This is a genomic window from Prevotella aurantiaca (assembly GCF_015262605.1).
Classification (GTDB): Bacteria; Bacteroidota; Bacteroidia; order Bacteroidales; family Bacteroidaceae; genus Prevotella; species Prevotella aurantiaca.
Window position 1 is genome coordinate 1 of sequence record NZ_JABZSJ010000019.1, and the last position, 23,036, is coordinate 23,036.

The following is a 23,036-nucleotide window of genomic DNA, read 5'->3' on the forward strand; positions in this document are numbered from 1 at the left end:
TTACAGGATAATATACTATGAATCAGAGGAATATTAGGTTTTTAAGGGGGGACTATATAACTACACGATAAAAAAAATAATAAATAGCAACATGTATTCAAGATGAAAACCTTAGGTGTTACTTTATCAACATAGAAATCCTATATAGAAATCGCAAACATGAAGTAAACGTTGCCCATTAATTATAACGACCACTAATTTTCAATACAAATCTACAATTTTTAGCAAATTTAGGAGATTAAAAATACAATTCAAAATATTACAACATACTTTTATTTGAATTTCTTTATATATAGTAAAAAATAACTACATGGGTATTTATATCTTCTATTTCCTATTGTAAAACTTTCTCTTCATTCGGCAAACTAAATATATCTAAAATAGTTCAATTTTGTAAACTAAATTCTTGTGAGAACAAGGCATAACATTTTTATGTTGCAATACAGGCTCTTTTGCAACCCAATAGTACCTGTTTTGCACGCTTAAACAGGCTGTTTTACAACGCAAAACAACCCGTCTTATAACTCATTGACAATAAAATAGTTACAAAATAAAAGCTTTATGAAAAAATATAAACAATATTTTAATCATGGTTTAGTCTACGTTTTCTACAGAAACCCATTCTACACAATGGTTACAAAGCTTCACTAAAAGATGATTAAGACAAATTGAAAGGAAAAAGAAAATGCCCAACGCTTCGCAGCGACGGGCACTCAACCTCAATAGGTATTAGTCATTTAAGGTAAAAAGATTGTATTCAGGATAACGAGTGCAAAGTTATATTAATTTTCGAAACCCACCAAATTTTTCTTTAATTATTTTTCAAAAACATACAATATTAACATTAAAACGCTTTAATAATTATACAGAAAAAGTAACGCACAAAGCCTTATAGTAAGCGAATTACATTATTTAGTAATTAAAAATTATCTATAAGAAGAAAAAAATAGCTATCTTTGCAGAAGAAACATTATAAGCTTATGAATACAATAGAAAGTAACACGAACGAAGAGAGGCGTAGTTTGAGCTTTGTAGAACAATTAGTTGAAGAGGATATAGCCGAAGGAAAGAATGGCGGACGTATACAAACTCGCTTCCCGCCAGAGCCTAATGGATATTTACATATAGGACACGCAAAAGCTATCTGCATGGATTTTGGCGTGGCAGAAAAATATAACGGCATCTGCAACCTACGTTTCGACGATACTAACCCGTCAAAAGAAAAAAACGAATATGTAGAAAATATTCTACACGATATTAGCTGGTTAGGCTTTAAATGGGGAAATATATATTATGCAAGCGACTATTTTGAAAAGCTTTGGGATTTTGCGATATGGCTAATTAAGAAAGGACTAGCATACGTTGACGAACAAAACTCTGAACAAATAGCTGCACAGAAAGGAACGCCAACCGAGCCTGGCACTCCATCTCCCTACAGGGATCGTCCAATAGAGGAAAGTCTTAAACTCTTTAACAAGATGAATACTCCTGACGCTACCGAGGGAAGCATGGTACTACGCGCTAAATTGGATATGGCAAACCCTAATATGCACTTCCGCGACCCTATCATGTATCGTATTATACATACGCCACACCATCGTACGGGCACGAAATGGAATTGCTATCCAATGTACGACTTTGCACACGGACAGAGCGACTATTTTGAAAAAGTAACTCACTCTATTTGTACATTAGAGTTTGTTCCTCACCGACCTCTCTACGACAAGTTCATCGATTTCCTAAAGGAATCAGATAATACAGCTGATGCTCTAAATGATAATCGTCCACGACAGATTGAGTTTAACCGCTTGAATCTGACCTATACCGTGATGTCGAAGCGTAAACTACATACACTTGTAGATGAAAAACTTGTAAGTGGTTGGGACGATCCACGCATGCCTACACTCTGTGGAATGCGCCGCCGTGGTTATTCTCCAGAATCTCTCCGTGCTTTCATCGACTCCATTGGGTATACTAAGTTCGACGCTTTAAACGACATGGCATTGCTTGAAGCTGCTGTGCGTAACGATTTGAATAAGAAAGCAACACGTGTAAGTGCTGTGCTCGACCCTGTGAAGTTGGTTATAACCAATTATCCTGAAGGTCAGACCGAGGAAATGGAAAGCATCAACAACCCCGAAAACGAGGCAGAAGGCGTACACACGATAACCTTCTCTAAGAATTTATGGATAGAACGTACCGACTTTATGGAGGACGCACCTAAGAAGTTCTTCCGCATGACACCTGGTAAAGAAGTTCGCTTAAAGAGTGCATACATTGTTAGATGCACTGGCTGCACGAAAGATAAGCAAGGAAATATCATAGAAATTCAGGCAGAATACGACCCAACAAGTAAGAGCGGATTAGAAGGTGCAAATCGTAAAGTAAAGGGAACATTACATTGGGTAAGTGCAGATTATTGCCTAAAAGCTGAAGTGCGTGAATATGACAGACTCTTCAATATAGAAAACCCATCTGCAGATGAACGCGATTTTAGAGAACTTCTAAACCCTGACAGTTTGAAGATTTACAACAATTGTTACGTTGAAAAGTATTTGTTGGAAAAGAAATCAGGCGATTACTTGCAGTTCCAACGTACAGGTTACTTTATGCTTGACCCTGACTCAACGGCCGAAAAACTAGTTTTCAACAAAACTGTTGGTCTCAAGGATGCATGGGCTAAAACACAAAATAAAGGATAAAGGATATTGAACGAATATTTTAAAAGCAATAAATTTAAACATATTCTTCATGAATACGAAGAACTATGTAAAGAAAATAGCGGCAGATTCCTTGACTCTGAGGAACTTGCCGATATTGCTGAATATTATCATCTGATAGGAAAAGAAGAAGAAGCAAGGGTAGCTGCAACATATGCAACAAATGTCTTTCCAGGTGCTACTGCTCCGCTTTGTTTCCTTGCTCGCACTGCACTATTTATAGACAAGGACTTTGTGAAGGCTAAACAATTCGCAGAGGATATTATAGATAAAGAGGATTTAGACTATTATTATCTGATAGCGGAGATATTGATGGTGCAAAATAAAAATGAAGAGACAGATAAGTATCTTTCAGAATGTTTTCGTAGAGTTGCAGAAGATGAACAACAAGACTATATTTTTGATGTTGCTTCTCTCTACTATGACTATGGCTTGGCAGAACTTGCACAGAAATGGCTTAGTCTATATGAAGATATTGAAACACAGGAGTATAAGGAACTGAAAGCCAAGATTCTGCTATGGATAGGAAAAAGTAACGAAAGTGAGGAGGTGTTGAACGAACTTATAGATAGCAACCCCTACTCTACAATTTATTGGAACGAATTAGCAGAATGTCATTTCATTCGTGGTGAGCATAATAAATCCATTACAGCAAGTGAATATTCTTTAGCTATCAATCCGGAAGATGAAGATGCTCTCTTAAACAAAGCAAATGCATTATATTGTATAGGAAATAGTAGCGAAGCAATAAACTATTATAAGCGTTTTCAGAAAGTTGCAACTGGAACTAGAAAGAACTTCGCTAATATTACAATTGCAGACATTTATCTAAGCCAACAAAAGATAGAGCAAGCTATTCAATACTTCACTAAAGCCATAGAAAACTCAGAGGCAAAAGAAGAAACATATATACAAATGGCTATCTCTTTAATGGGGAATGGATATATAAAAGATGCTTATCAAATGTTTTCAAATAATCTGAAGAAAATGCCAACAGATTGGAACATAGGTTATGCCTACTATGCACGCTGTTGTTATGAGCTTGGATTGATGGAAGAATATTATAAAGTTCTAAGTGTAGCTATCAAGAAGAACTTGGCAGAAACAAAAGAATTATTGGCTGACCTATACCCAAAAAATTGTAAACCAGTAAATTACAACCAGTTTACACCTATGCAAAGGACGAGGAAAACAGACGAGAATACACTACCATTTTAATTATAGAAATATACCAAACATTAAAATTATGGCTACAAATGATAAATACATAGAAGAAATTGCCAATCAGCAATTACTGAGCGATGCAGAAGAACGAGAACTTGCAGCCAAGATTAAGATCGGAGATGCAAAAGCTTTAGAGGAACTAACAAAAGCTAACCTAAAGTTTGTTGTATCGTTAGCGCATCAATACAAAAATCATGGCCTTGACGAAGATGACCTAATAAGTGAAGGAAACATTGGTATGATGTATGCAGCTAAAAAGTTTAATGGTACAAAAGGAACTCGTTTTGTTAAGTTTGCAGCTTCCTATATACGTAAAGCGATGGAAGAAGCCATAAAAGATCAACTAGATACTTACAAAATACAAAGCAAGGGTTTAGATAAACAACAGACACGTAAAGTTCACACTCTATCTATTGACCAACCAGTACCTGTTGGCAGCAATGGTAATTTCACCTTACAAACTGTCTTGGAAAACAAAGATTCGCCCCAAGCCGATGAAAATTTAACGCGTCAAATTATTGCTGCAGAAATTGCAAAAGGTATGAGTACTCTTGATGAAAGGCAACAAAAAGTCATTACACTTATCTATGGACTACAGAATGGTGAACGTTATACGATGGCGGAAATAGCTAAAGAAATGGGATTAAAACGTGAACGTGTACGTCAAATACGTAACAAAGCATTGCATAAACTACAAAAGTTACTGAAGTAAAAATCCTTAGTATCGGAAAACAATTGTACGAAACCAATCTCTCAATATACCACCATATTGATTTTGACTATCGGCACACAAGATTAAAACTTGTGAACCATCATTAAGTTTAGGACCAAGACACATTCCTTCGTAATTAGCAAAGTCTTGGTGAAACAATGACAATGAAGTTTTCCATTCTGCAAGTAACTTTTTTTTCACATAGGGACTTGCATCTGTGAGTGGTTTACCATTATCTATTTGTTCTGCAGTTTTAGTATCTATGCAATAGATCTTATTCTTAACAAACGAACCAAACTTCTTAGGCGCAACATAAAGTTCCCTTTCCAAGACAAGTAGCATTCCATTGTCTAATGCAACCATATCTGCTACACCCATAGCATAACTCTGAGCAGGCTTATTAACTGTACTTTTATCCATCTTGTAAGCATATTGCATTATAGGTTGAAGGCTTTCGTCGAAAGCTTGTAAGCGCAAATGATTTTCTAATAGTTGCATTGGCGCTGCCTGTTTACCATCGTTATCTAATGTCGATTCAGTAGTCGTCCAAAATAAATGTGTACTATCATTATAAGTTAAGGACTCTAAGCCATAGATAGTTGAAGCATTACGAAAATTGGATGGTATAAATAATTGCTTACCAGTAAGTTTGCCTGATAAGTCATATTCGTAAATACTATTATCAGCTTCACGCGCTATAAATATGCTGTGTCTGTCTGAATGGAAAGCAATACCTTCTTCATCTGAATTTAATGTTGATGAATCAAAGAAGCCATTAGATGCAACTTGTTTAATATCACCTGTATTTAAGTCTATATCTAACGTGAAAAGATAAAAGCCACTATGTCCTGTCTTATCGGAAACAACTGCATAACGATTATCCCCTAATCGGGTTATTCCACTATAGTTTCCTTTCGGAACTGTTGACTTAAAATGGATTTGTTCATTTAAAGATACTAGTTTAGGAAAATCCTGACTAAAGGTTGATAAAGAAATTAGCACTAAGCATAAGGAATAAAACAACTTCATTTCACTGTTATCAGATTTTTGTATAAGTAGTCTACAGAATAATAATAGGTGATTCCCATTAAACTGAAAATCACCTAATATATCCTTTCATCGTCTGTATTCAAATTATTCTGGCAATTGTGCCTTCAAATATAACTTCTTAACAAACTTCATATCATGTTCTACCATTATCTTAACCAACTGATCAAAGGTGGTTTTACGAGGATTCCATCCCAACTTTGTCTTTGCTTTTGTAGGATCACCAAGCAATTGTTCAACCTCCGCAGGGCGGAAATATTTAGGATCTACTTCAACTATAGCTTCGCCTGTAGCCTTATTATATCCTTTTTCGTTTACGCCTTCTCCTCTCCATTCAAGTTCTAGTCCTACTTCTTTAAATGCAGCGGTACAAAAAGCTCGTACAGTATACATCTCACCTGTAGCGATAACAAAATCTTCTGGTTCCTTTTGTTGAAGTATTAGCCACATACATTCAACGTAGTCCTTAGCATATCCCCAGTCACGTTGAGCACCTAAATTACCGAGATAAAGTTTATCTTGCATACCTTGAGCAATACGAGAAGCTGCTAAAGTAATTTTACGAGTTACAAAATTCTCGCCACGACGTTCACTTTCATGATTAAAGAGAATACCATTGCAACAATACATTCCATAAGATTCACGATAATTTTTAATTATCCAGTAACCATAAAGTTTTGCAACAGCATAAGGAGATCGTGGATAAAAAGGAGTTGTTTCTTTCTGTGGTACTTCTTGAACCTTACCAAATAATTCTGAGGTTGACGCTTGATAAATCTTACAATTCTTCTCTAAGCCACAAATGCGTACGGCCTCTAAAAGTCGAAGAACACCAACAGCATCAGTATCAGCAGTATATTCAGGCACATCAAAACTTACTTTAACATGACTTTGTGCTGCTAGGTTATAAATTTCGGTTGGCTTTACTTCACCAATTATACGGATTAAAGAAGATGAATCCGTCATATCTGCCCAATGTAGATTAATCAAACGGTCTTTCTTCATATCTCGCACCCATTCGTCTAAATACAAATGCTCAATGCGTCCAGTATTAAAAGATGAACTACGGCGCAACAGTCCATGTACTTCATAACCTTTTTCTATTAAAAATTCTGCCAAGTAGCTTCCGTCTTGACCAGTAATTCCTGTTATTAATGCAATTTTCTTACTCATTTATTTATTAATTATTATTTTGTTTCCTGATTCTAATAAACTTTAACTAAAAATATAGTTAGTTATTCTCTGAGAACTGTTTTATCCGTTGTTCCTCATCAAGTTTACATATAAGCAGCATGCCATCTTTTTCAGCTATAATATAACCTTCAAGCCCTTGAACTACAACTTTCTTCACATCAGTTGCGTGTACAATACAATTCTTACTATCGTACAACTGTATATTATTTCCAATTACTGCATTACCATAAAGATCATGTTGAGATTGTAAATGTAATGAGCCCCACGTACCAAGATCACTCCAACCAAAATCAGCAGGACATACAAAAATTTCTTCAGCCTTCTCCATAATAGCATAATCCACTGATATTCCTTCACATTCTTGATAAACTTCATCAATATTTTTCTGTTCCTCCGAAGTACCTAAAACATTATATATTCCTTCAAAAATGCGTGCTATACCAGGTTGATAAATACGAAATGCATTCACAATTGTAGAAACATTCCAAATGAAGATACCAGCATTCCAAAAGAAATTATTCACACTGATATATTTCTTAGCGGTATCAATATCTGGTTTTTCTCTAAACTGGTCAACTCTGAATATTTCCTTATTGCGTACAGAAGGAGTCGTTAAATCAGCCTGTATATATCCATACCCTGTTTCTGGACGTGAAGGCTTCATTCCTAAAGTAACTATAGCATCTGTCTCTGAAGTAAACTTTAAACAGTTTGTTACAACACGACGGAATTCATTTTGATTGGTTACTATATGATCACTTGGTGTTACTATAATATTTGCTTTGGGGTCTGATTTTTTAATCCGCCAACTAACATATGCAATACAAGGTGCCGTATTTCTCCTACATGGTTCACTCAATATGTTTTTAACAGGAATATCTGGCAATTGCTCACGAACCAATTCACAATATTTCTCATTTGTAACTACCCAAACATTTTCAGGTTTTGTAATACCTTTCAAACGATCGTAAGTAAGTTGCATCAACGATCTACCAACACCAAGTACATCAATAAATTGTTTTGGCTTATCAATAGTACTCATGGGCCAGAATCTACTTCCGACTCCTCCTGCCATTATCACAAGGTGATTATTTGAATGTATCATAAATTCTTAATTTGAGCTTATTTAAATAGAGTTAATGCAAATATACAAATAAATATTTAAAAAGACAAAGATTATATTTACCTTTTTACATCAGCCAAACAAATTAAGGCTCAGAACTGCTTGAAGGCTAATCTCCTTATTATTATATTGCTCATCCAAGAATTCCAGTCGCATCTGATTAAGCTGATGACTTTTTGGATTAATACAATAAATTCCTTTCGACATTTTCCCTATTGTTGAGTTTGGGGGTTTACTGATCTTTATAAGAGATTGCTTAACTTCTCGTTGTAAATCTTCAGCATCTAAAGGTAGAAAAACACAAACTATTTTGTAAACGAGCTGGTATAGAGCCAACGATAGGACATCTTAAAGCAGACCACCGATTATCTCGCAACTTTTATAAAGGTATGAAAGGAGATGCTATCAATGTATTATTATCTGCAGCAGCATATAACTTCAAAAGAGCTATGAGAGTTCTTTTGGACCTTATAAAAAGAATCAGCATAGAGCTTGTCAATACAAGCTTTATGCTGAAAAATAGTTTTAAAGGGATGAGAATTTAAAAAAAAGCTTAAGTTTATTAAAAGAAACTTATTAGCTTTCGTAAAAGTATATTTTTAATTTACATCTTTGGCGGATTCTTCTTTTCGCTTTCGTTTAAAAAGCCATGTCGATAAGCGTAGAGCAATTCTTCTAACGCTTCGATTTGGAGTTTCAACTCTGTACCTTTATCCATATCCGCTACTTTTAAGCGACGTTGGTTCAACTCTACAATTTGTGTTGTACCTACAATGTCAATACCACGATTAATAGCGTCTTCTTCCGATGCAAATGGTTCGTGTTGAACAAGCTCGAAACCTCGAGAGTGGTAAATAAGCGTATACCCCGCAATTCCAGTTTCTTTATGATAAGCTTCTGAGAAACCTCCATCTATGACCATAAGTTTTCCGTTAGCTTTAATTGGTTTTTCACCTTTATTTACATGGACAGGAACATGGCCGTTTATAATATGACCTGTTGCACTATTCACACCAAACTCTTCCATTATCATATCGGCAATATCTTCGCGTTCACGGAATTTGAAATAGAAACCTTTTTCTTCGTGGTGTGTTTCTTTTTCCTTAATGAAGTAGCGCTCGAACGTTGTCATCGCTGCCTTATCGAAAAGTGGACTATCTGGACCCGACCATAGGTAGAGGAAATAATCAATAGCGTATTCACGTTCTTTGCAATACTTTAATTCTGTTTGCTGTTGAAAAGCACGTCGGATAATCATTCCCAACTTGTGCAGAAGGTCTTTACCTTTATCAAAGTGATTTGGCTCAATTTCAACTTCTCGTAATGTTCCGTCTTCATTGAGAGGAATAGAAGCATGATAAAGCAAGTTATTATTTAAGACCTTATACATACATCCGTGTCGAAGTTGTAGCAAAATGTGTTCGCGCAATTTTTCGCTAACAGTGAACGAATGATGGAGTCGTTCCATCAATGAAAGCTCTTCCTGTGTAAGTTGTTCTGGGTGCTTAGGGTCAACGGTAGGGAAATTGCACGATGTCAGTTTGTATTCTTTTCCACTAATGGTGATAGTTCCTTTCTTGTAGTCAATCATTTCATACAATAGGCGGTGTTCCATCTTCCAATGTGGATACTTCTTTATAAGCTGAGCTTCTAACTTGAACTGAATTACACTGATAGCCTTATGCATACGAGCGATAAGCAAAATGTTCTTCTCATCGATAGTATCAGGTTGCATAACCTTTGGCTTAAACTCAACACATGGGTCATCTCCATAAACATCCATAGCAAAGGTTGCCAACTGCATTAAGTTAATGCCATACCCATCTTCGATAGTATCCATATTATCGTATCTCAATGCAATTCTTATGACATTACAGATACAAGCATCGTTTCCTGCACATGCACCTGCCCATAAAATATCATGATTTCCCCAAGTTATATCCCATGTATGATAGTTTTTAAGGATATCCATAACAACATGGGCACCAGGACCGCGGTCGTATATATCACCTAATATATGAAGACTGTCAATAGCAAGACGCTGAATGACATTACAAATTGTTGTGATAAAATCGTCGGCTCTTCCTGTTGAAATTATGGTAGAAATAATAGTGCTTACATAATCTGTTTTATCCTTGTCAGCAGAACTTTCGTGGAGAAGTTCTTGAATAATATAAGAAAATTCAATAGGAAGTGATTTGCGCACTTTAGATCTTGTGTATTTGCTTGAAACATCTCGGCATATTCGTACAAGACGATGGATTGCGATATGATACCAATCCTCAATATCATTTTCCGCCTTCTTAACAAGTTCTATCTTTCGTTCAGGATAATAAATCAGTGTACAAAGGTCGCGCTTCTCAGATTCACGTAAAGTATCACCAAATAAGTCGTTTACCTTTCTCTTAATGTTTCCTGATGCATTCTTCAAGACATGTTGGAAAGCTTCGTGTTCTCCGTGTATATCTGCCAAGAAATGTTCAGTACCCTTTGGTAAGTTCAATATGGCTTGCAAGTTTATAATCTCAGTACTTGCATCTGCTATTGTTGGGAACGATTGCGCTAATAGTTGCAGATAGCGTTCGTCTTTTTTCAAATCATAATTTTTGTTTGTCATAGTCAATTTCTGAAAATAATTAGTTGATTAGTACTTATTTTTATTGATGATTTTTTCTATTATCGGTCGTATCTTCTTATCGTTTAATGGTACAAAAGGTGCATAACCGTCTTCCAAATATAAATACTCTGAAAGTATGTACACCATACGTCGTGCAAACTTCAATAGCCTCATACGACGCAATGTAATAAGAAGTCGTTCTTCATTGTAATCCTCAAATCGTATAACTTGATATATCTGCGATAAATGAAGCAAACTAAATTTCCTTTGTTTCAACAATACCTTTGCATGTGCCAGCATTGTCCCAATCTGCTTTATTGTATCTTCTTCTCCTTCTTTAGCATTTTCATAACGACTTTTAAGGAGGAAATTGCCAACTTCTATCTTTGTCTTTTCAAGTTCACCTTCTATTTTTTGCATATAAGGTTTATATCTTGAAATATCTGGTGTGTTGATATTTGGGATTACAAGTAATAAACGTTCAATTCCAATATCAACATAATCACGTACAAATTCATCATCTGCACATATAAGTATTCGTTGCCATTGTTGAGGAGTAAGTCCACGAAGTTCTAAAAGTCCCTTGCTTGGTATAATTTTATTAGTTGGATCTTGCTGCAATCCTGTATGTAATAAGGCACATAAACATAACCATTCAAGATTATCCATATTTCGTCTATACCTTGTGTCAATAACTTTAGTATAGATTTTTATTATGTTTACCGCCATCTCTTCAGTAGAAATAGAATGATTCAGCAAACATGAAGGTACAGAATCTATTCGCTTATTCCATCCAAGTTGTAAAATTTCATTCTTCTCTTTTTCCGATGTTGCTAACACTGCATCAGCCATTTGTACAACTTTACGCTGATAAGTTATAGAACGAACTTTCTTTCGCATTGGTTCTTCTAATTTCATTGCTAAAGGAGAAAGCTCACCATGAGGAGAAAATAGCAATGCGCAACCAAAACGTTTTGCTTTCTTAGCACAAACAAAAGTATTTAGTTTCCAACAACTATGAATATGTACAATGTCCGGCTTAAAACTTGACAGCATCTTTTTAAATTCCTTCTCGGTAGTTGCCACCTCTACCTCTACTGATTGTGCCTTTTCTTTTGTAATCAGTATCGTTAGATAATCAGAGAGAAGTTCTCCTTTTTTTATTTTATATGTAAGATGCAGTACTCTCATTATAATTTGTGAGAAATGAAATCATATTTATTCGCTCGCCAATATTTTATTCTATATCCAAAGTTTTGCCAAATAAGACGCAACTCGTAAGGTATAATTTTCCAAGAAGGAATAACTTCATTAAATAATAATAATGCTTTCTTCCCTATTGATATTCTCAAAATAAAAGTTAGCACAAGTGCTAAAAAGGCAGTGATAGATATTATCCAATTTGTTGTCAGAATAGAAAAAACCAAAGTTGCAACAATAATAAGATAGTTAAAATGAATAGCAAACTGATCAAAATAGTATCTCAGACGATGTTTAGCACTTCTTTTAAGATGTTGTCGGGTTTCTATATAGAAGAGATGTTTGTTTATCCAATGCTTGTATATAGGTGTTTCTTCAATTAATGTTCCATCAATAGAATTTTCTACAGCAGTTGTGCCTTTCTGCGCATATTTGTTAACTATAAAGTCAAATTCTCCACGTACATATTTCAAGTTTCCTCTAAACCCTTCAGTTTCAAGAAATTCGCTTTTCTTAAATAATAAAGCATTAGAATTCCAAGCATACGCTGTAGCTTTCTGAGCTTCTCTCATAAGATAGCACGATAGATAGAATCGTTCGAATCTCCAAAAGTCTGAAGCTTCCTTGTCATAAATAGTATATCCTACTACAAGATTAATATTTTCTTTGCAGTTTCGTGCCAAAGCAGAAAGCCAATGTTCTGATTGTGGTGCACAGAATATATCGCAAATAAGAAGCCATTCATTTTTCGCAGCCTTTGCTCCAAGTGTTATAGCCAATTTCTTTCTACTCATGTATTTTGAAGTAGAAGGAATAAATGTTGTGTATAGTCGTGGATTATCAGCATATGTTTTTAGAATATCTTCTGTTTCTACATCTCCCTTAGGTACAACAACAATTACTTCATAGTTTGGGTATTCCTGACTTAAATACTTGTTTATGTTTTTTGAAAGTGCCAGTGCATCATCATTTGGAGTTAGGATAATTGATACAGGTGGATATTGTTGTTCTTGTACAACCTCTCGTTGTTCATTAGTACCTGTTTCTTTAGTTAAGGTTTCGTCATTGTCCTCTTTTAGATATGGTTCTGATACATTTGGTTTTCTGAAGAATGGATTTATAAACGATGTAAACAATGCTACTAAAAGCAACATTGCTGAAATTACAATCGTATATATATCAATTATAAACATTATCTATTTAGTAAAACAAGGTAGCTGATAAAGATTGAAGTGCATGTTTCTTGTCTTCTCCCCTAATCAAAAATGAAATATTATAATTGCTGCCGCCATAGCTAATCATTCTTACAGGAATATCTTTCAGAGCATTGGCAGCTGTGATTTCAAATCCAACATTCTGCCAGGCCAAGTCACCTACAACACAAACTATGCACATATCTGTATCAATAGTTACTGTACCACAAGCCTTTAGTTCATCAATTATTTCTTCTAAATGGGTAATATCTTCAATTGCTATTGAAACACCAACTTCACTGGTTGAAATAAGGTCAGTAGAAACTTGATAACTTTCAAATACTTCAAATACTTTACGAAGAAAACCAGGTGAACCAAACATTCTGCTCGAGCGTACTTTTATTACTGTAATATTATCTTTTGCAGCAATCGCTTTGATTTTTCCCTCTTCCATTATATTGTTTATAATGGTGCCATCTGCATCTGGTTCCATTGTGTTTTTTAATCTTACAGGTATGCTAGCATACTTTGCAGGTTGGACACAAGTGGGATGTAGTATCTTTGCTCCAAAATAAGCAAGTTCAGATGCTTCTTCAAAGTTAAGTTGACTGACAGCTTCAGTATTTTCTACAATACGTGGGTCATTATTGTGCATGCCATCTATATCAGTCCAAATTTGTATTTCCTCAGCATTGATAGCTGCTCCCACCAATGATGCTGTATAATCAGAGCCTCCGCGTTGCAAGTTATCAACTTCACCATAAGCGTTCTTACATATAAAACCTTGTGTTATATAAACTTGATAATCTGAGTTTTCAGCCATAATAGCAGAAAGCTTTTCTTTTATATATATGGAATCGGGTTCAGCATTCTTATCAGTACGCATAAAGTCAAGAGCATTCAAAAGCTTAGCCTTAATTCCTTTTTCTTGCAAATAGTTGGCAACCATATTAGTTGATAATACTTCACCTTGTGCAACGATGCTCTTTTCTTCAAATGAAGTAAAGATGTCATTTGTAAAAGAGCGCAGATAATTAAATTCTTCTTGAATAAGCTTTCGTGTCTTTTCTTTGTAATCGTTGGTAGAATAAAGTTCATCAATATGTGATAAGTATTTCTGTTCAAGCTTATTGATAACTTCATTTGCACCTTCATGATTCTTCTTATATAAGTATTCTGCAACTTCTATAAGTGTATTTGTAGTACCACTCATTGCAGAAAGAACAACAAACACTGGTTCTCCTGTTCTGAGCACCAGTTCTACAACTTCTTTCATTCGTTCAGGTGAACCAACAGAGGTGCCACCAAATTTCATTACTTTCATATCGTATCTAGTTTGTCGCCTTAGTCTTTGTTTGAAATAGTTTCTTCATCATCAACAAAGTCGAGAACTTCTATCTTCGTTTCTATAGGTTCGTTGCTTTCTTCCAAATCCTTTGTTTCAGCATCGTCTGTAACTAATTTAAATTCTCCATCTTTACATTTGAAAACTTTTCCAGGAAATTGTTCTAGCAAATGAATATTGTGTGTAGACATAACAACTGCTGCCCCATCTTTAGAGGCACGTTTCAGTATGCTTACAATATTAGTTGCTGTTTCTGGATCAAGATTGCCTGTAGGTTCGTCGGCAATAATAATTTTTGGACTATTAAGCAAAGCGCGTGCAATAGCAATGCGTTGTTGTTCACCGCCCGATAGTTCGCTTGGCATTTTATCTTTCTTGTCAAGCATTCCTACTTCATTCAGTACATCATGTATTCGGTTTTCAATAGCTTTATTTTCTTTCCAACCTGTTGCTTTCATAACAAACTGAAGATTTTTGAAAACATTTCTATCATGAAGTAACTGGAAATCCTGGAATATAATCCCCATTTGCTTTCTGAGTGCAGGTACATAACTGCGCTTCAGAGTTAACAAAGACTGTCCTAAAACATCTGCTTTTTCTGCTTCGCCATCATAAATATCAAGTTCGCAATAAATAGTCTTTAGCAAAGAACTCTTACCTGAACCGACTTTACCTATAATATAGATAAACTCTCCTTCATTCACTTGAAAGTCTACATTCCTAAGTACATGTTTCTCGTCTTGGAAAATATTTACTTTTTTGTAATCTACTAACATTATATGTCTTTTTTGAGGATTCTTTATAACCTTATGCAAAGATAAGAAAAAAAAATGATTGGCACTTATTTTCTTTGTAAAAAAAGATATTGATACTATATAAATACATGAGCTCATTATAAGAAAGTTGTATAAATGCAGTAGGTGTGTACTTTAATAGAGAGAGATATGGTTGATAATATTTATTTTGATTGCCTTATTTTGATCTTATAAGAAGCTTTATCCTCTTACTTGGGTTTAATAAGAAATCACAAAATTGATTGTTTTAATTGCTGCAGAAAAATGTTATTATAATCCATCAAAAATGTAATTACGTTTTTTAAAATTATAATTACATTTTTGAAATTCGTTATTATGTTTTTTATAGGGTAAAGGTGTTGAAAGAAATAGTTGAATTAATAAAATAATAATTTAACCCCACATAAGATTTTTTCTCATATTGAATTGGAATAGAGTTAATGTTTCTATACAAGAATTAATATTAGATTAAAGAATTATAAACTTAAATATTACTATACTTATACTTGAATCTATTTATGTGTCTGATTAGATATGATTTCTTTAAAACTTATTTCAATATTCTTTCTACTATTTATTACATTATGTCGGTTTTTATTTGTACTTTTGCAGTCTCAAAAAATATAAACATTGATAAAGTTAGAGAGAAATCGACAAAAGTTTAGTAAAAGCCGCTTACAGTTATTCCGATTTGGATTATCAGTTATGTTGCTTTTATATGTGCAAAACTTATTTAGTGCAGGTTGTCTTCAAAAAGATAGCTTACAGGGAGAAAGTACATATAATTTTGTATTCTTAGGAGACTCAAATTTATGGACGGGTGGTGATGATAGTTCTAATTCTCGTAGTTGGAGTTATTGGTTTTGTAAAGACCTTGCAGTTAAAAATAGTAAGAATTATGCTCGTAGTGGGGCTACATGGACACATACAAAACAGACAAGAAAAGATTTGCTGTCTTATGACGAGAAACTTTCCGACAATAATGTTATTCTTAATCAAGTCTTGCGTTTAATAACTGATGTTCAAGAGAATCGACGCTCTGCACCTACTTATATTTTCATTATGGCAGGCACAAATGATGCGTGGTTTCAAAATCGTCGTCCACAACTTTTTTCAGAAACTGTAAAACAAGCTTTTACTCGTAAAAGTAGAACGCCACAACAAACATTATCGCTCGCAGGTGCTGTAAAACTTGATTGCGAACTATTGAAACAGTATCTTCCCAAGAGTAAAATAATACTTATTACACCAATGCTGACAACGCAAGCATCAGTAGATGTAGTGAATAAAGTGGCTGACATTATTGATGCTTCAGGAAAACGTCTTAGAGTTTCTGTAATTAGGTTGGATAAAGCACTATTGATTAACCCTGAACAAGAAAGACAGAAGCTAAACTACACACTTGATGGTACTCACACAAGTCCAGCAGGGGCAGAAAAAGTTGGAGAATATATTCTCAAAAGGTTTAAAGAAATTATTCAATTAAAATAAGTAAATATTTTAACATAAACGGAATTTATGGTATTTTCAGATTTATTTTTCTTATTCGTTTTTATTCCTTTATTTATGGTTTGCTATTTAATAGCTAACCTATGGGATAAGATGCGTAAGGAAACTTGTATTAACCAGACTGCTGTGCGAAACGCAGTATTAGTTGTCTTCTCACTTATTTTCTATGCATGGGGCGAACCTATGTATGTTCTGTTAATGATATTTAGTGTCTTCATCAACTTTCTTGTTGGTATTGGTATTGATAAACAGGATAAACATAGAAAATTAGCTCTTATTATAGGTCTTGTTTTTAATCTGCTTATTCTTGGAACCTTTAAATATGCTGGCTTTATAGCCGAATCTCTTAACTTTATTGGAATTCCTGTTCCAGTTCCTCATATAGCGTTGCCAATTGGTATCAGCTTCTATACATTCCAAAGTATTTCATATTTAATAGATGTATATAGAAAGCAGGCAGATAGTCAGAAGCGATTTGTAGATTTACTACTTTACATTTCAATGTTCCCACAGCTAATCGCAGGTCCTATTGTTCGTTATGACCTTATTGCAAAGGAAATAAATAATCGCCGTATTACTCGTTCAGATGTAGTTGAAGGTTCATACAGATTCTTAATTGGTTTGGGTAAAAAAGTGATATTGGCTAATCAATTTTCAGAAATAGCTAACCAGTTTTTACAAAGCGGTCTTCCACAACTTACTACAATGGGAGCATGGGTAGGTATTGCTGCCTTTACACTTCAAATATTCTTCGACTTTAGTGGTTATAGTGATATGGCAATTGGCCTTGGTCGTTGCTTAGGATTCCATTTCGCAGAAAACTTTAAGCACCCATATCGTTGTATTTCTATTACAGATTTTTGGCGAAAATGGCATATATCATTAGGAAGTTTTTTCCGAGATTATGTTTATATTCCAATGGGAGGAAATCGTACTCATCAAGTTCTCAATATTTTGGTAGTATGGTTTCTTACTGGTATGTGGCATGGTGCAAGTTGGAACTTTATTCTGTGGGGCGTTTATTTCGGTATAATCGTAACTCTCGAGAAGTACACTTTATTGAAAGTAATTGATCGTATTCCAAAACTTTTTCTCCATATTTATAGTCTTTTACTTGTCATTATTGGTTGGGGAATATTCTATTTTACGAATCTAACACAGATGCAGACATTTTTCCGTTCCTTTTTCGGACAAACAGATAAAGTTATGGACTTTGCTGCGCAGACGGCAATATATAATAATTTCTGGTTATGGGTAGCAGGTATTCTTTTCTCTATGCCTGTTTATGATTTTATCAGTACTCAATTTGCTAAAATAAAATCTCAGTCAGTACGTAATAACGTCGCACTAATTACTCGTATTACAATATCTTTGTGCTTGCTTTTCTTAAGTATAGCACTACTTGTTGGTGCAACAAACAATGCATTTATTTATACACGCTTCTAAACGATAAAACTATGAAACGATATACTTTATTTCTCGTCCACTTATTCGTCTGTGTTTTCTTTCTTCTTCCGCTCGAGGCTCAAGCACAGCAGATATATAAGAAACGCAACGGAATTATCATTGTTAAGAAAGATTCGCTACTTAGAGCTTTGTCAGCATTTACAGGTTTGCCTGAAGGTGGAACTTGGTATGCTAATGCTGTAAATGCTTATCAAGAAGCAATGGGCAATAATATTCAAGTGTATAGTATGATAATTCCTATTTCCAGTGCTTTTTATTGGCCAGAGAATTATTATCAAGTAACAAACAATTCGCAACGTGCTACTCTTGACACGATGTTTGCGAATATGAATAAAAAGGTGAAGAAGATTGATGTATGGGAAATAATGAAACAACATAAGGACGAAGCAATTTATGCACGTACTGATCATCATTGGTTACCTTTGGCTGCTTATTATGCAGCACAAATGTTTGCAAATGTTGCAAAGGTGCCATTTCGCAATCTAATGGCATACGACGAAAATATTATTCGTCGCTTTGTTGGAAGTATGGTGAATTTTTCTGGTGATGCGATGTTGAAAAGTTCGCCCGAAGATTTTATTTATTACACCCCAAAGGATTGTCCAATAACAACAACATACGTAGAACATATTCTCAAGAACAGACGTGTTGTTGGTGTAAAACCTGAAACTGAAGGTAAATTCTATTGGAGTTATGGCGATGGTAATAGCAATGCCTATTGTACCTTTATGGGCGGTGATATTCGTACAACACATATTTCAACACCAACAAAAAATGGTCGACGTTTGCTTATTATTAAAGATAGTTTTGGTAATGCAATACCTGGTTATTTATTCTTTTCCTTTGAGGATATTTACGTCGTTGATTTCCGTTATTTCCAAGAGAATATAAAAGACTATGCGATAGATAAACAAATTTCTGACCTACTTATTGTTAATAACGTACAACATGCGTATACTCAAGGAACTGCTACGTCGTTGATGGATATGCTCAATCGTCCGAGAAAGAAGTAATCAATTTATGAAACAACATAATATATATATTATAGCTATTGCCATAGCTTTTGGTACATTGGTATGTATCTTCGATTTTTTACCTCGTAGTACATACTCTGCATTAGAAAAACGTGATTTGAAGCAATTTCCTAAATATTCATTTGAAAGTCTTAAATCTGGTGAATTTACTAAAAATATCAATGTATGGTTTAGTGATAGTGAACCTTTTAGAGATTTCTTTATGCTTGTAAATATGAAGCAAAAGAATCTTTTAGGTATTACTGCTCCAGGAAAAGAACAAGTGAAATTCCACGCTGCATCTGCTGGCAAGGGTGGTAAAAGTCCAATGGATGAAGAAATTGATGATCGAGAAGTTGGTGAATACAAAAATACTATTGCTGCGAATGAAAATGCCAAGATAGCTAATCGTGGTATAGTTGTTATTGGAAATGGTAAAAATGTTCGAGCATTAATGGCTTTTGGTGGCAGTGCTCATGGAGGTGTTGGTTATGCTGACGCTGCAAATAAGTATAAACAAACATTTGGGGCAAAGGTGAACGTATACTGTATGGTAATTCCAACATCTATAGAATTCTATTGTCCTGATCAAGCGAAAAGTTGCACAAATAGTCAACGAGCAACTATTAATAATATATTTAGTCATTTGGATAAAGATGTTCATGCTGTTAATGTATATACTCCACTTTCTAAACATGTTGCAGAACCTATTTATTTAAGAACTGACCATCACTGGGCTCCACTTGGTGCTTACTATGCTGCACAGGAATTTGCTCGTGTTGCAAAGGTGCCATTCAAACCTTTAAGTAATTATGAACGCCGTGTAGTTCGCAATTTCGTGGGTAGCATGTATGGATATGCGCAAGATATATCAATAAAAAATGCACCTGAAGACTTTGTCTATTATGTGCCGAAAAATCTTAATTATATAACTGATTATGAAGATTATAAGCTCGATAAGAGTTATAATATAATTGGAACACCTACGCACCGAAGAGGCCAGTTCTTTGTTCATTATAGAGATGGTCATGCTGGAGCATATTGTACCTTTATGGGAGGCGATTCAAGAATAGCAACAATAACAACACCTGTAAAGAACAAACGCCGGTTACTAATTCTAAAAGATAGTTTTGGAAATGCTCTACCTGGTTATCTTTTCTTCAGCTTTGAACAAATAAAAGTTGTTGATACTCGTTATTTCCCAAAGAACATGAAGAAATTTGTGAGGGAAAACAAAATTACAGATATTCTTTTTGCTAACAATATTTTTAATGCTTATTCGCCAAAGATTGGCAAAAAATATCTAAAGTTCCTCGAACAATAAATTGAATTGGAGTTATTGTGGGTATTTTTATTTCTTAGTTTTTTAACACTATTAAACTTAAAACATAATAAATAAATTAGGGCTGATTTCTTGAGAAATCAGCCCTAATTTATTACCTTAGAAACCCTTAGCAATTATCTTTAGCGTAAAGAATAATACTTGTTGCTCCAATTGTAAATAATGTACCATCGAAAATATTACGGCGTTCATTATCAGCAAGTATTTCATTGTCAACAAATGTACCTGTATATGAAGGTCCATCTCTTAGAACATACTTTAGTTTTCCTTTCGCATTTCTAGATACATTTATAGTACAATGTGTCATGTCCATACTTGGATCGTCAGTTTCAATTGGACAGTTGATAGGATTGCCTTTCATATAACGACCTATAACATTATCTCCTAAGACTAATGGCAAGACCTGATTATAATGAAAAACATTTTCAATTACGTGAAGTGTACCATAATTTTCAATATCTTCTGTAGTTTCTTGTGGAGTATTTTCTTCTTTTTGAGCAAGCTTAATAGCTGAAACTCCATACCTAATTCCAAATTGTTTATTACAATTAGGACAAATAAAAGTAAGTCTTTGACCTACCGAATATTTTGTTTCATCAAAAGTAATAAAGCTTTTACACTTAGGACAGCGTACCCTTTTCATATTTTTATTTCCTTATTTCCAAAATCCATGCCTGCTCAAAGTTATCATTACCTCTGAGATTATTAAGCTTGTCAGCAGCTATTTGAGCGGTTTTATATTTCCCATAAACTACTTTAATACTGCCTGCTTTTGTATAAATAAAGGCATCGTGAAAGCCATTCTTATGTAATTTCTTTATAAAAGATTTAGCATTGCTTTCATTAACATGACTTGCCAAAACTAAACTCCAATAAGGCGCAGAGGAAATTATATGTACTTTGTTTTTTGCAGAAGTTTGTGCTTCAGAACTTTTAGGTTCGTTTTTCTTACTATTATCTGAATCGAAAATATTATAGAAAACACCACTTTTCACCTCTTGACCTTGATGATTATTTCGCTTTTGTGCAGTAAATCCAACTATAAATACAATAGAAAGTAAGACTGCAGCAGCAGCAAAGTCCTTTACAGCCCTAAGGCTTATACTTAAACGTTTTTCACCTTGATTATTAATGTCTAGATAAATTACTTGTGGCTTTTTATCTTTTTCTTCTTGAATATGACTATTGTCTGTTTCTATATTGGCACTACTTGCTAGATAGTTCAAATCAAAACAGCTAAAACCATAATATTTAGGGGTTAATAATCCTCCTTCGTAAGGTTCAAATGAAATTTTATCATTTCCATCACGTTTCAGAGTTCCAAGTCCTTTCAGTTCAAATGTACCAAAATCCTCTAATATTTTATAAATGTTGTTTACTTCTGATTCAATCTCTCTCATAGCTTCAGGGTAACTAAGATCATAAGCTTCAATATAAGATTGAACCAATAATGAATCATTCATTATTAATACAGGGTTAAAACCAACAGTTCGGTAAGGTGGAAGATAAATATTATCGGTTTTAATAAACTTTGCTTCACTATAATATGCAACGAAGCCACCAAGTCCAGGGACTATGATACAATCATTTTCCAATAATAAGATCTCAATATGTCGGTCTATTTTCTGCATTGTCTGCAAATTTACTGATTTTCTTCTTAAATGCCAAAAAATAGATAAAATAAAAACTTATTATCAGCGAAGATAATAAGTTTTTATCTGGGTTTGATATTATAATTATCTTATTCTGTCAGCTGCACGAACAAGTGCTTCGTCTGCTTGTATCGATTTTCTTGCAAATATCAATAATATGAGAGAACCAATTGGAAGGAAAGATGCATATTCAATATGAAACCCTAGATCACCCAACATAAATTTACTAATAACTAATATGGCAAAATGCCATGCTAATATAAGGAATATCGTAACGCTACAAAATCTTATTTGACGTTTTCGGTTCTTATAATCAAAAATGATGAATAAATGTAGTGGAAGCGTGACTAGCAATATTGCAAATAATGGCCAAACTTTAAAATCCTTTGCTCCATTTGCATCTATTATCCATAAGTTAGTCATTTTGCTTGGTGCTGCCATACCACTTGGTTCTAATATACCAATCGGAAGACATAGACAAATAATTAGGACTATGAATGATATAAGTAAAAAGATAGTTTGCTTTCTCTGTATCATGCTTGTGATTCTTCGTGTTCTAAACCATCTTTAGATGGATCACGCCAATAAACATTATTATCTAAAAACTCTTGAGTAGCCAATAACGTTGGTTTTGGGAGCTTCTCATAATAACGACTGATCTCTATTTGTTCACGATTTTCAAAAACCTCTTCCAACGAATCGCTATAAGAAGCAAATTCAGCAAGCTTTTTACTAAGATCTTGCTTGATTTCGATTGAAATTTGATTTGCACGCTTTGCAATGATGGCAACACTTTCATAAATGTTGTTAGTTTCATTCCAAAGTTCTACAACATCACGAGTTACTGTGTTTACAGGTGCTTTCGATTTCTTGTAATCCATTTA

At 34.3% G+C, this 23,036-nt stretch carries 19 protein-coding genes and 1 pseudogene; 8 read left to right on the forward strand and 12 right to left on the reverse strand.

The annotated features are described in order from the left end of the window. Positions 1 to 980: 980 nt before the first annotated feature. Genes HXN26_RS04855 through HXN26_RS04865 form a run of 3 tightly spaced genes read left to right on the forward strand, consistent with a single transcriptional unit; the run spans position 981 to position 4,656 of the window. The gene (locus HXN26_RS04855) at positions 981 to 2,702 is read left to right on the forward strand and encodes a glutamine--tRNA ligase/YqeY domain fusion protein (RefSeq protein ID WP_273159186.1); all 1,722 of its coding nucleotides are present in this window, start codon (positions 981 to 983) and stop codon (positions 2,700 to 2,702) included. Positions 2,703 to 2,708: 6 nt separating this feature from the next. Then, the gene (locus HXN26_RS04860) at positions 2,709 to 3,938 is read left to right on the forward strand and encodes a tetratricopeptide repeat protein (protein WP_025001439.1); all 1,230 of its coding nucleotides are present in this window, start codon (positions 2,709 to 2,711) and stop codon (positions 3,936 to 3,938) included. 28 nt (positions 3,939 to 3,966) lie between these two features. Continuing rightward, on the forward strand, positions 3,967 to 4,656 hold the full coding sequence (locus tag HXN26_RS04865) for a sigma-70 family RNA polymerase sigma factor (RefSeq protein WP_273159191.1): 690 nt from the start codon (positions 3,967 to 3,969) through the stop codon (positions 4,654 to 4,656). A gap of 6 nt (positions 4,657 to 4,662) precedes the next feature. On the opposite strand, the gene HXN26_RS04870 is transcribed toward HXN26_RS04865, so the two are convergent. The 3 genes from HXN26_RS04870 to HXN26_RS04880 all read right to left on the reverse strand — a co-directional run bounded on the left by HXN26_RS04870 (position 4,663) and on the right by HXN26_RS04880 (position 8,002). Continuing rightward, positions 4,663 to 5,685, reverse strand: a complete 1,023-nt coding sequence (locus tag HXN26_RS04870; protein ID WP_025001441.1) for an esterase-like activity of phytase family protein — start codon at positions 5,683 to 5,685, stop codon at positions 4,663 to 4,665. A 105-nt stretch (positions 5,686 to 5,790) separates the two neighbouring features. Further along, positions 5,791 to 6,876 carry a GDP-mannose 4,6-dehydratase gene (gene gmd, locus HXN26_RS04875; protein ID WP_273159194.1) on the reverse strand — a complete coding sequence of 362 codons (1,086 nt, stop codon included), beginning with the start codon at positions 6,874 to 6,876 and terminating at the stop codon, positions 5,791 to 5,793. Between the two features lie 58 nt (positions 6,877 to 6,934). Continuing rightward, complete coding sequence (locus tag HXN26_RS04880; RefSeq protein WP_273159196.1) at positions 6,935 to 8,002, reverse strand: mannose-1-phosphate guanylyltransferase; 1,068 nt, start codon at positions 8,000 to 8,002, stop codon at positions 6,935 to 6,937. Between the two features lie 305 nt (positions 8,003 to 8,307). Between HXN26_RS04880 and HXN26_RS04885 the strand changes: the two are divergent. Next, positions 8,308 to 8,565 (forward strand): annotated as a pseudogene (locus HXN26_RS04885) (transposase); the annotation flags it as partial. 59 nt (positions 8,566 to 8,624) lie between these two features. Here HXN26_RS04885 and HXN26_RS04890 read toward each other — a convergent pair. The 5 genes from HXN26_RS04890 to HXN26_RS04910 are packed head-to-tail and all read right to left on the reverse strand — an operon-like array spanning position 8,625 to position 15,151. Then, positions 8,625 to 10,637: a fructose-1,6-bisphosphatase gene (locus HXN26_RS04890; protein ID WP_273159199.1), complete on the reverse strand. Its 2,013-nt coding sequence runs from the start codon at positions 10,635 to 10,637 to the stop codon at positions 8,625 to 8,627. 27 nt (positions 10,638 to 10,664) lie between these two features. Then, positions 10,665 to 11,828, reverse strand: coding sequence for a glycosyltransferase (locus HXN26_RS04895; RefSeq protein WP_025001653.1), 1,164 nt, complete (start codon positions 11,826 to 11,828; stop codon positions 10,665 to 10,667). Beyond that, a complete protein-coding gene (locus HXN26_RS04900) occupies positions 11,828 to 13,030 on the reverse strand; it encodes a glycosyltransferase (protein WP_273159202.1) in 1,203 nt (400 codons plus the stop codon). The genes HXN26_RS04895 and HXN26_RS04900 overlap by 1 nt, the downstream gene beginning before the upstream one ends. Before the next feature lie 7 nt (positions 13,031 to 13,037). Beyond that, a complete protein-coding gene (locus HXN26_RS04905) occupies positions 13,038 to 14,354 on the reverse strand; it encodes an aspartate kinase (RefSeq protein ID WP_273159203.1) in 1,317 nt (438 codons plus the stop codon). Between the two features lie 20 nt (positions 14,355 to 14,374). Further along, positions 14,375 to 15,151 (reverse strand): cell division ATP-binding protein FtsE, encoded by a 777-nt coding sequence (locus HXN26_RS04910; protein WP_025001650.1) that lies wholly within the window; start codon positions 15,149 to 15,151, stop codon positions 14,375 to 14,377. 648 nt (positions 15,152 to 15,799) lie between these two features. Between HXN26_RS04910 and HXN26_RS04915 the strand changes: the two genes are divergently transcribed. The 4 genes from HXN26_RS04915 (at position 15,800) to HXN26_RS04930 (ending at position 20,482) form a co-directional block, all read left to right on the forward strand. Beyond that, positions 15,800 to 16,660 (forward strand): SGNH/GDSL hydrolase family protein, encoded by an 861-nt coding sequence (locus tag HXN26_RS04915; RefSeq protein ID WP_273159204.1) that lies wholly within the window; start codon positions 15,800 to 15,802, stop codon positions 16,658 to 16,660. A 111-nt stretch (positions 16,661 to 16,771) separates the two neighbouring features. After that, complete coding sequence (locus HXN26_RS04920) at positions 16,772 to 18,124, forward strand: MBOAT family O-acyltransferase (RefSeq protein ID WP_273159206.1); 1,353 nt, start codon at positions 16,772 to 16,774, stop codon at positions 18,122 to 18,124. 11 nt (positions 18,125 to 18,135) lie between these two features. Further along, positions 18,136 to 19,158, forward strand: a complete 1,023-nt coding sequence (locus HXN26_RS04925) for a DHHW family protein (RefSeq protein WP_273159208.1) — start codon at positions 18,136 to 18,138, stop codon at positions 19,156 to 19,158. A gap of 7 nt (positions 19,159 to 19,165) precedes the next feature. Beyond that, positions 19,166 to 20,482 (forward strand): DHHW family protein, encoded by a 1,317-nt coding sequence (locus HXN26_RS04930; RefSeq protein WP_273159210.1) that lies wholly within the window; start codon positions 19,166 to 19,168, stop codon positions 20,480 to 20,482. A 127-nt stretch (positions 20,483 to 20,609) separates the two neighbouring features. Here the strand turns inward: HXN26_RS04930 and HXN26_RS04935 are convergent, their stop codons facing one another. From HXN26_RS04935 to HXN26_RS04950, 4 genes are all read right to left on the reverse strand, one after another. After that, positions 20,610 to 21,143 carry an FHA domain-containing protein gene (locus HXN26_RS04935; protein WP_273159212.1) on the reverse strand — a complete coding sequence of 178 codons (534 nt, stop codon included), beginning with the start codon at positions 21,141 to 21,143 and terminating at the stop codon, positions 20,610 to 20,612. Positions 21,144 to 21,147: 4 nt separating this feature from the next. After that, a complete protein-coding gene (locus tag HXN26_RS04940) occupies positions 21,148 to 22,131 on the reverse strand; it encodes an HU domain-containing protein (protein WP_273159214.1) in 984 nt (327 codons plus the stop codon). Positions 22,132 to 22,236: 105 nt separating this feature from the next. Continuing rightward, entirely contained in the window at positions 22,237 to 22,689 is a 453-nt protein-coding gene (locus tag HXN26_RS04945; protein WP_273159230.1) for a DUF4293 domain-containing protein, read from the reverse strand. Continuing rightward, positions 22,686 to 23,033: a DNA-directed RNA polymerase subunit omega gene (locus HXN26_RS04950; RefSeq protein ID WP_025001501.1), complete on the reverse strand. Its 348-nt coding sequence runs from the start codon at positions 23,031 to 23,033 to the stop codon at positions 22,686 to 22,688. Before HXN26_RS04950 ends, HXN26_RS04945 begins: the two co-directional genes overlap by 4 nt. Positions 23,034 to 23,036 lie beyond the last annotated feature (3 nt).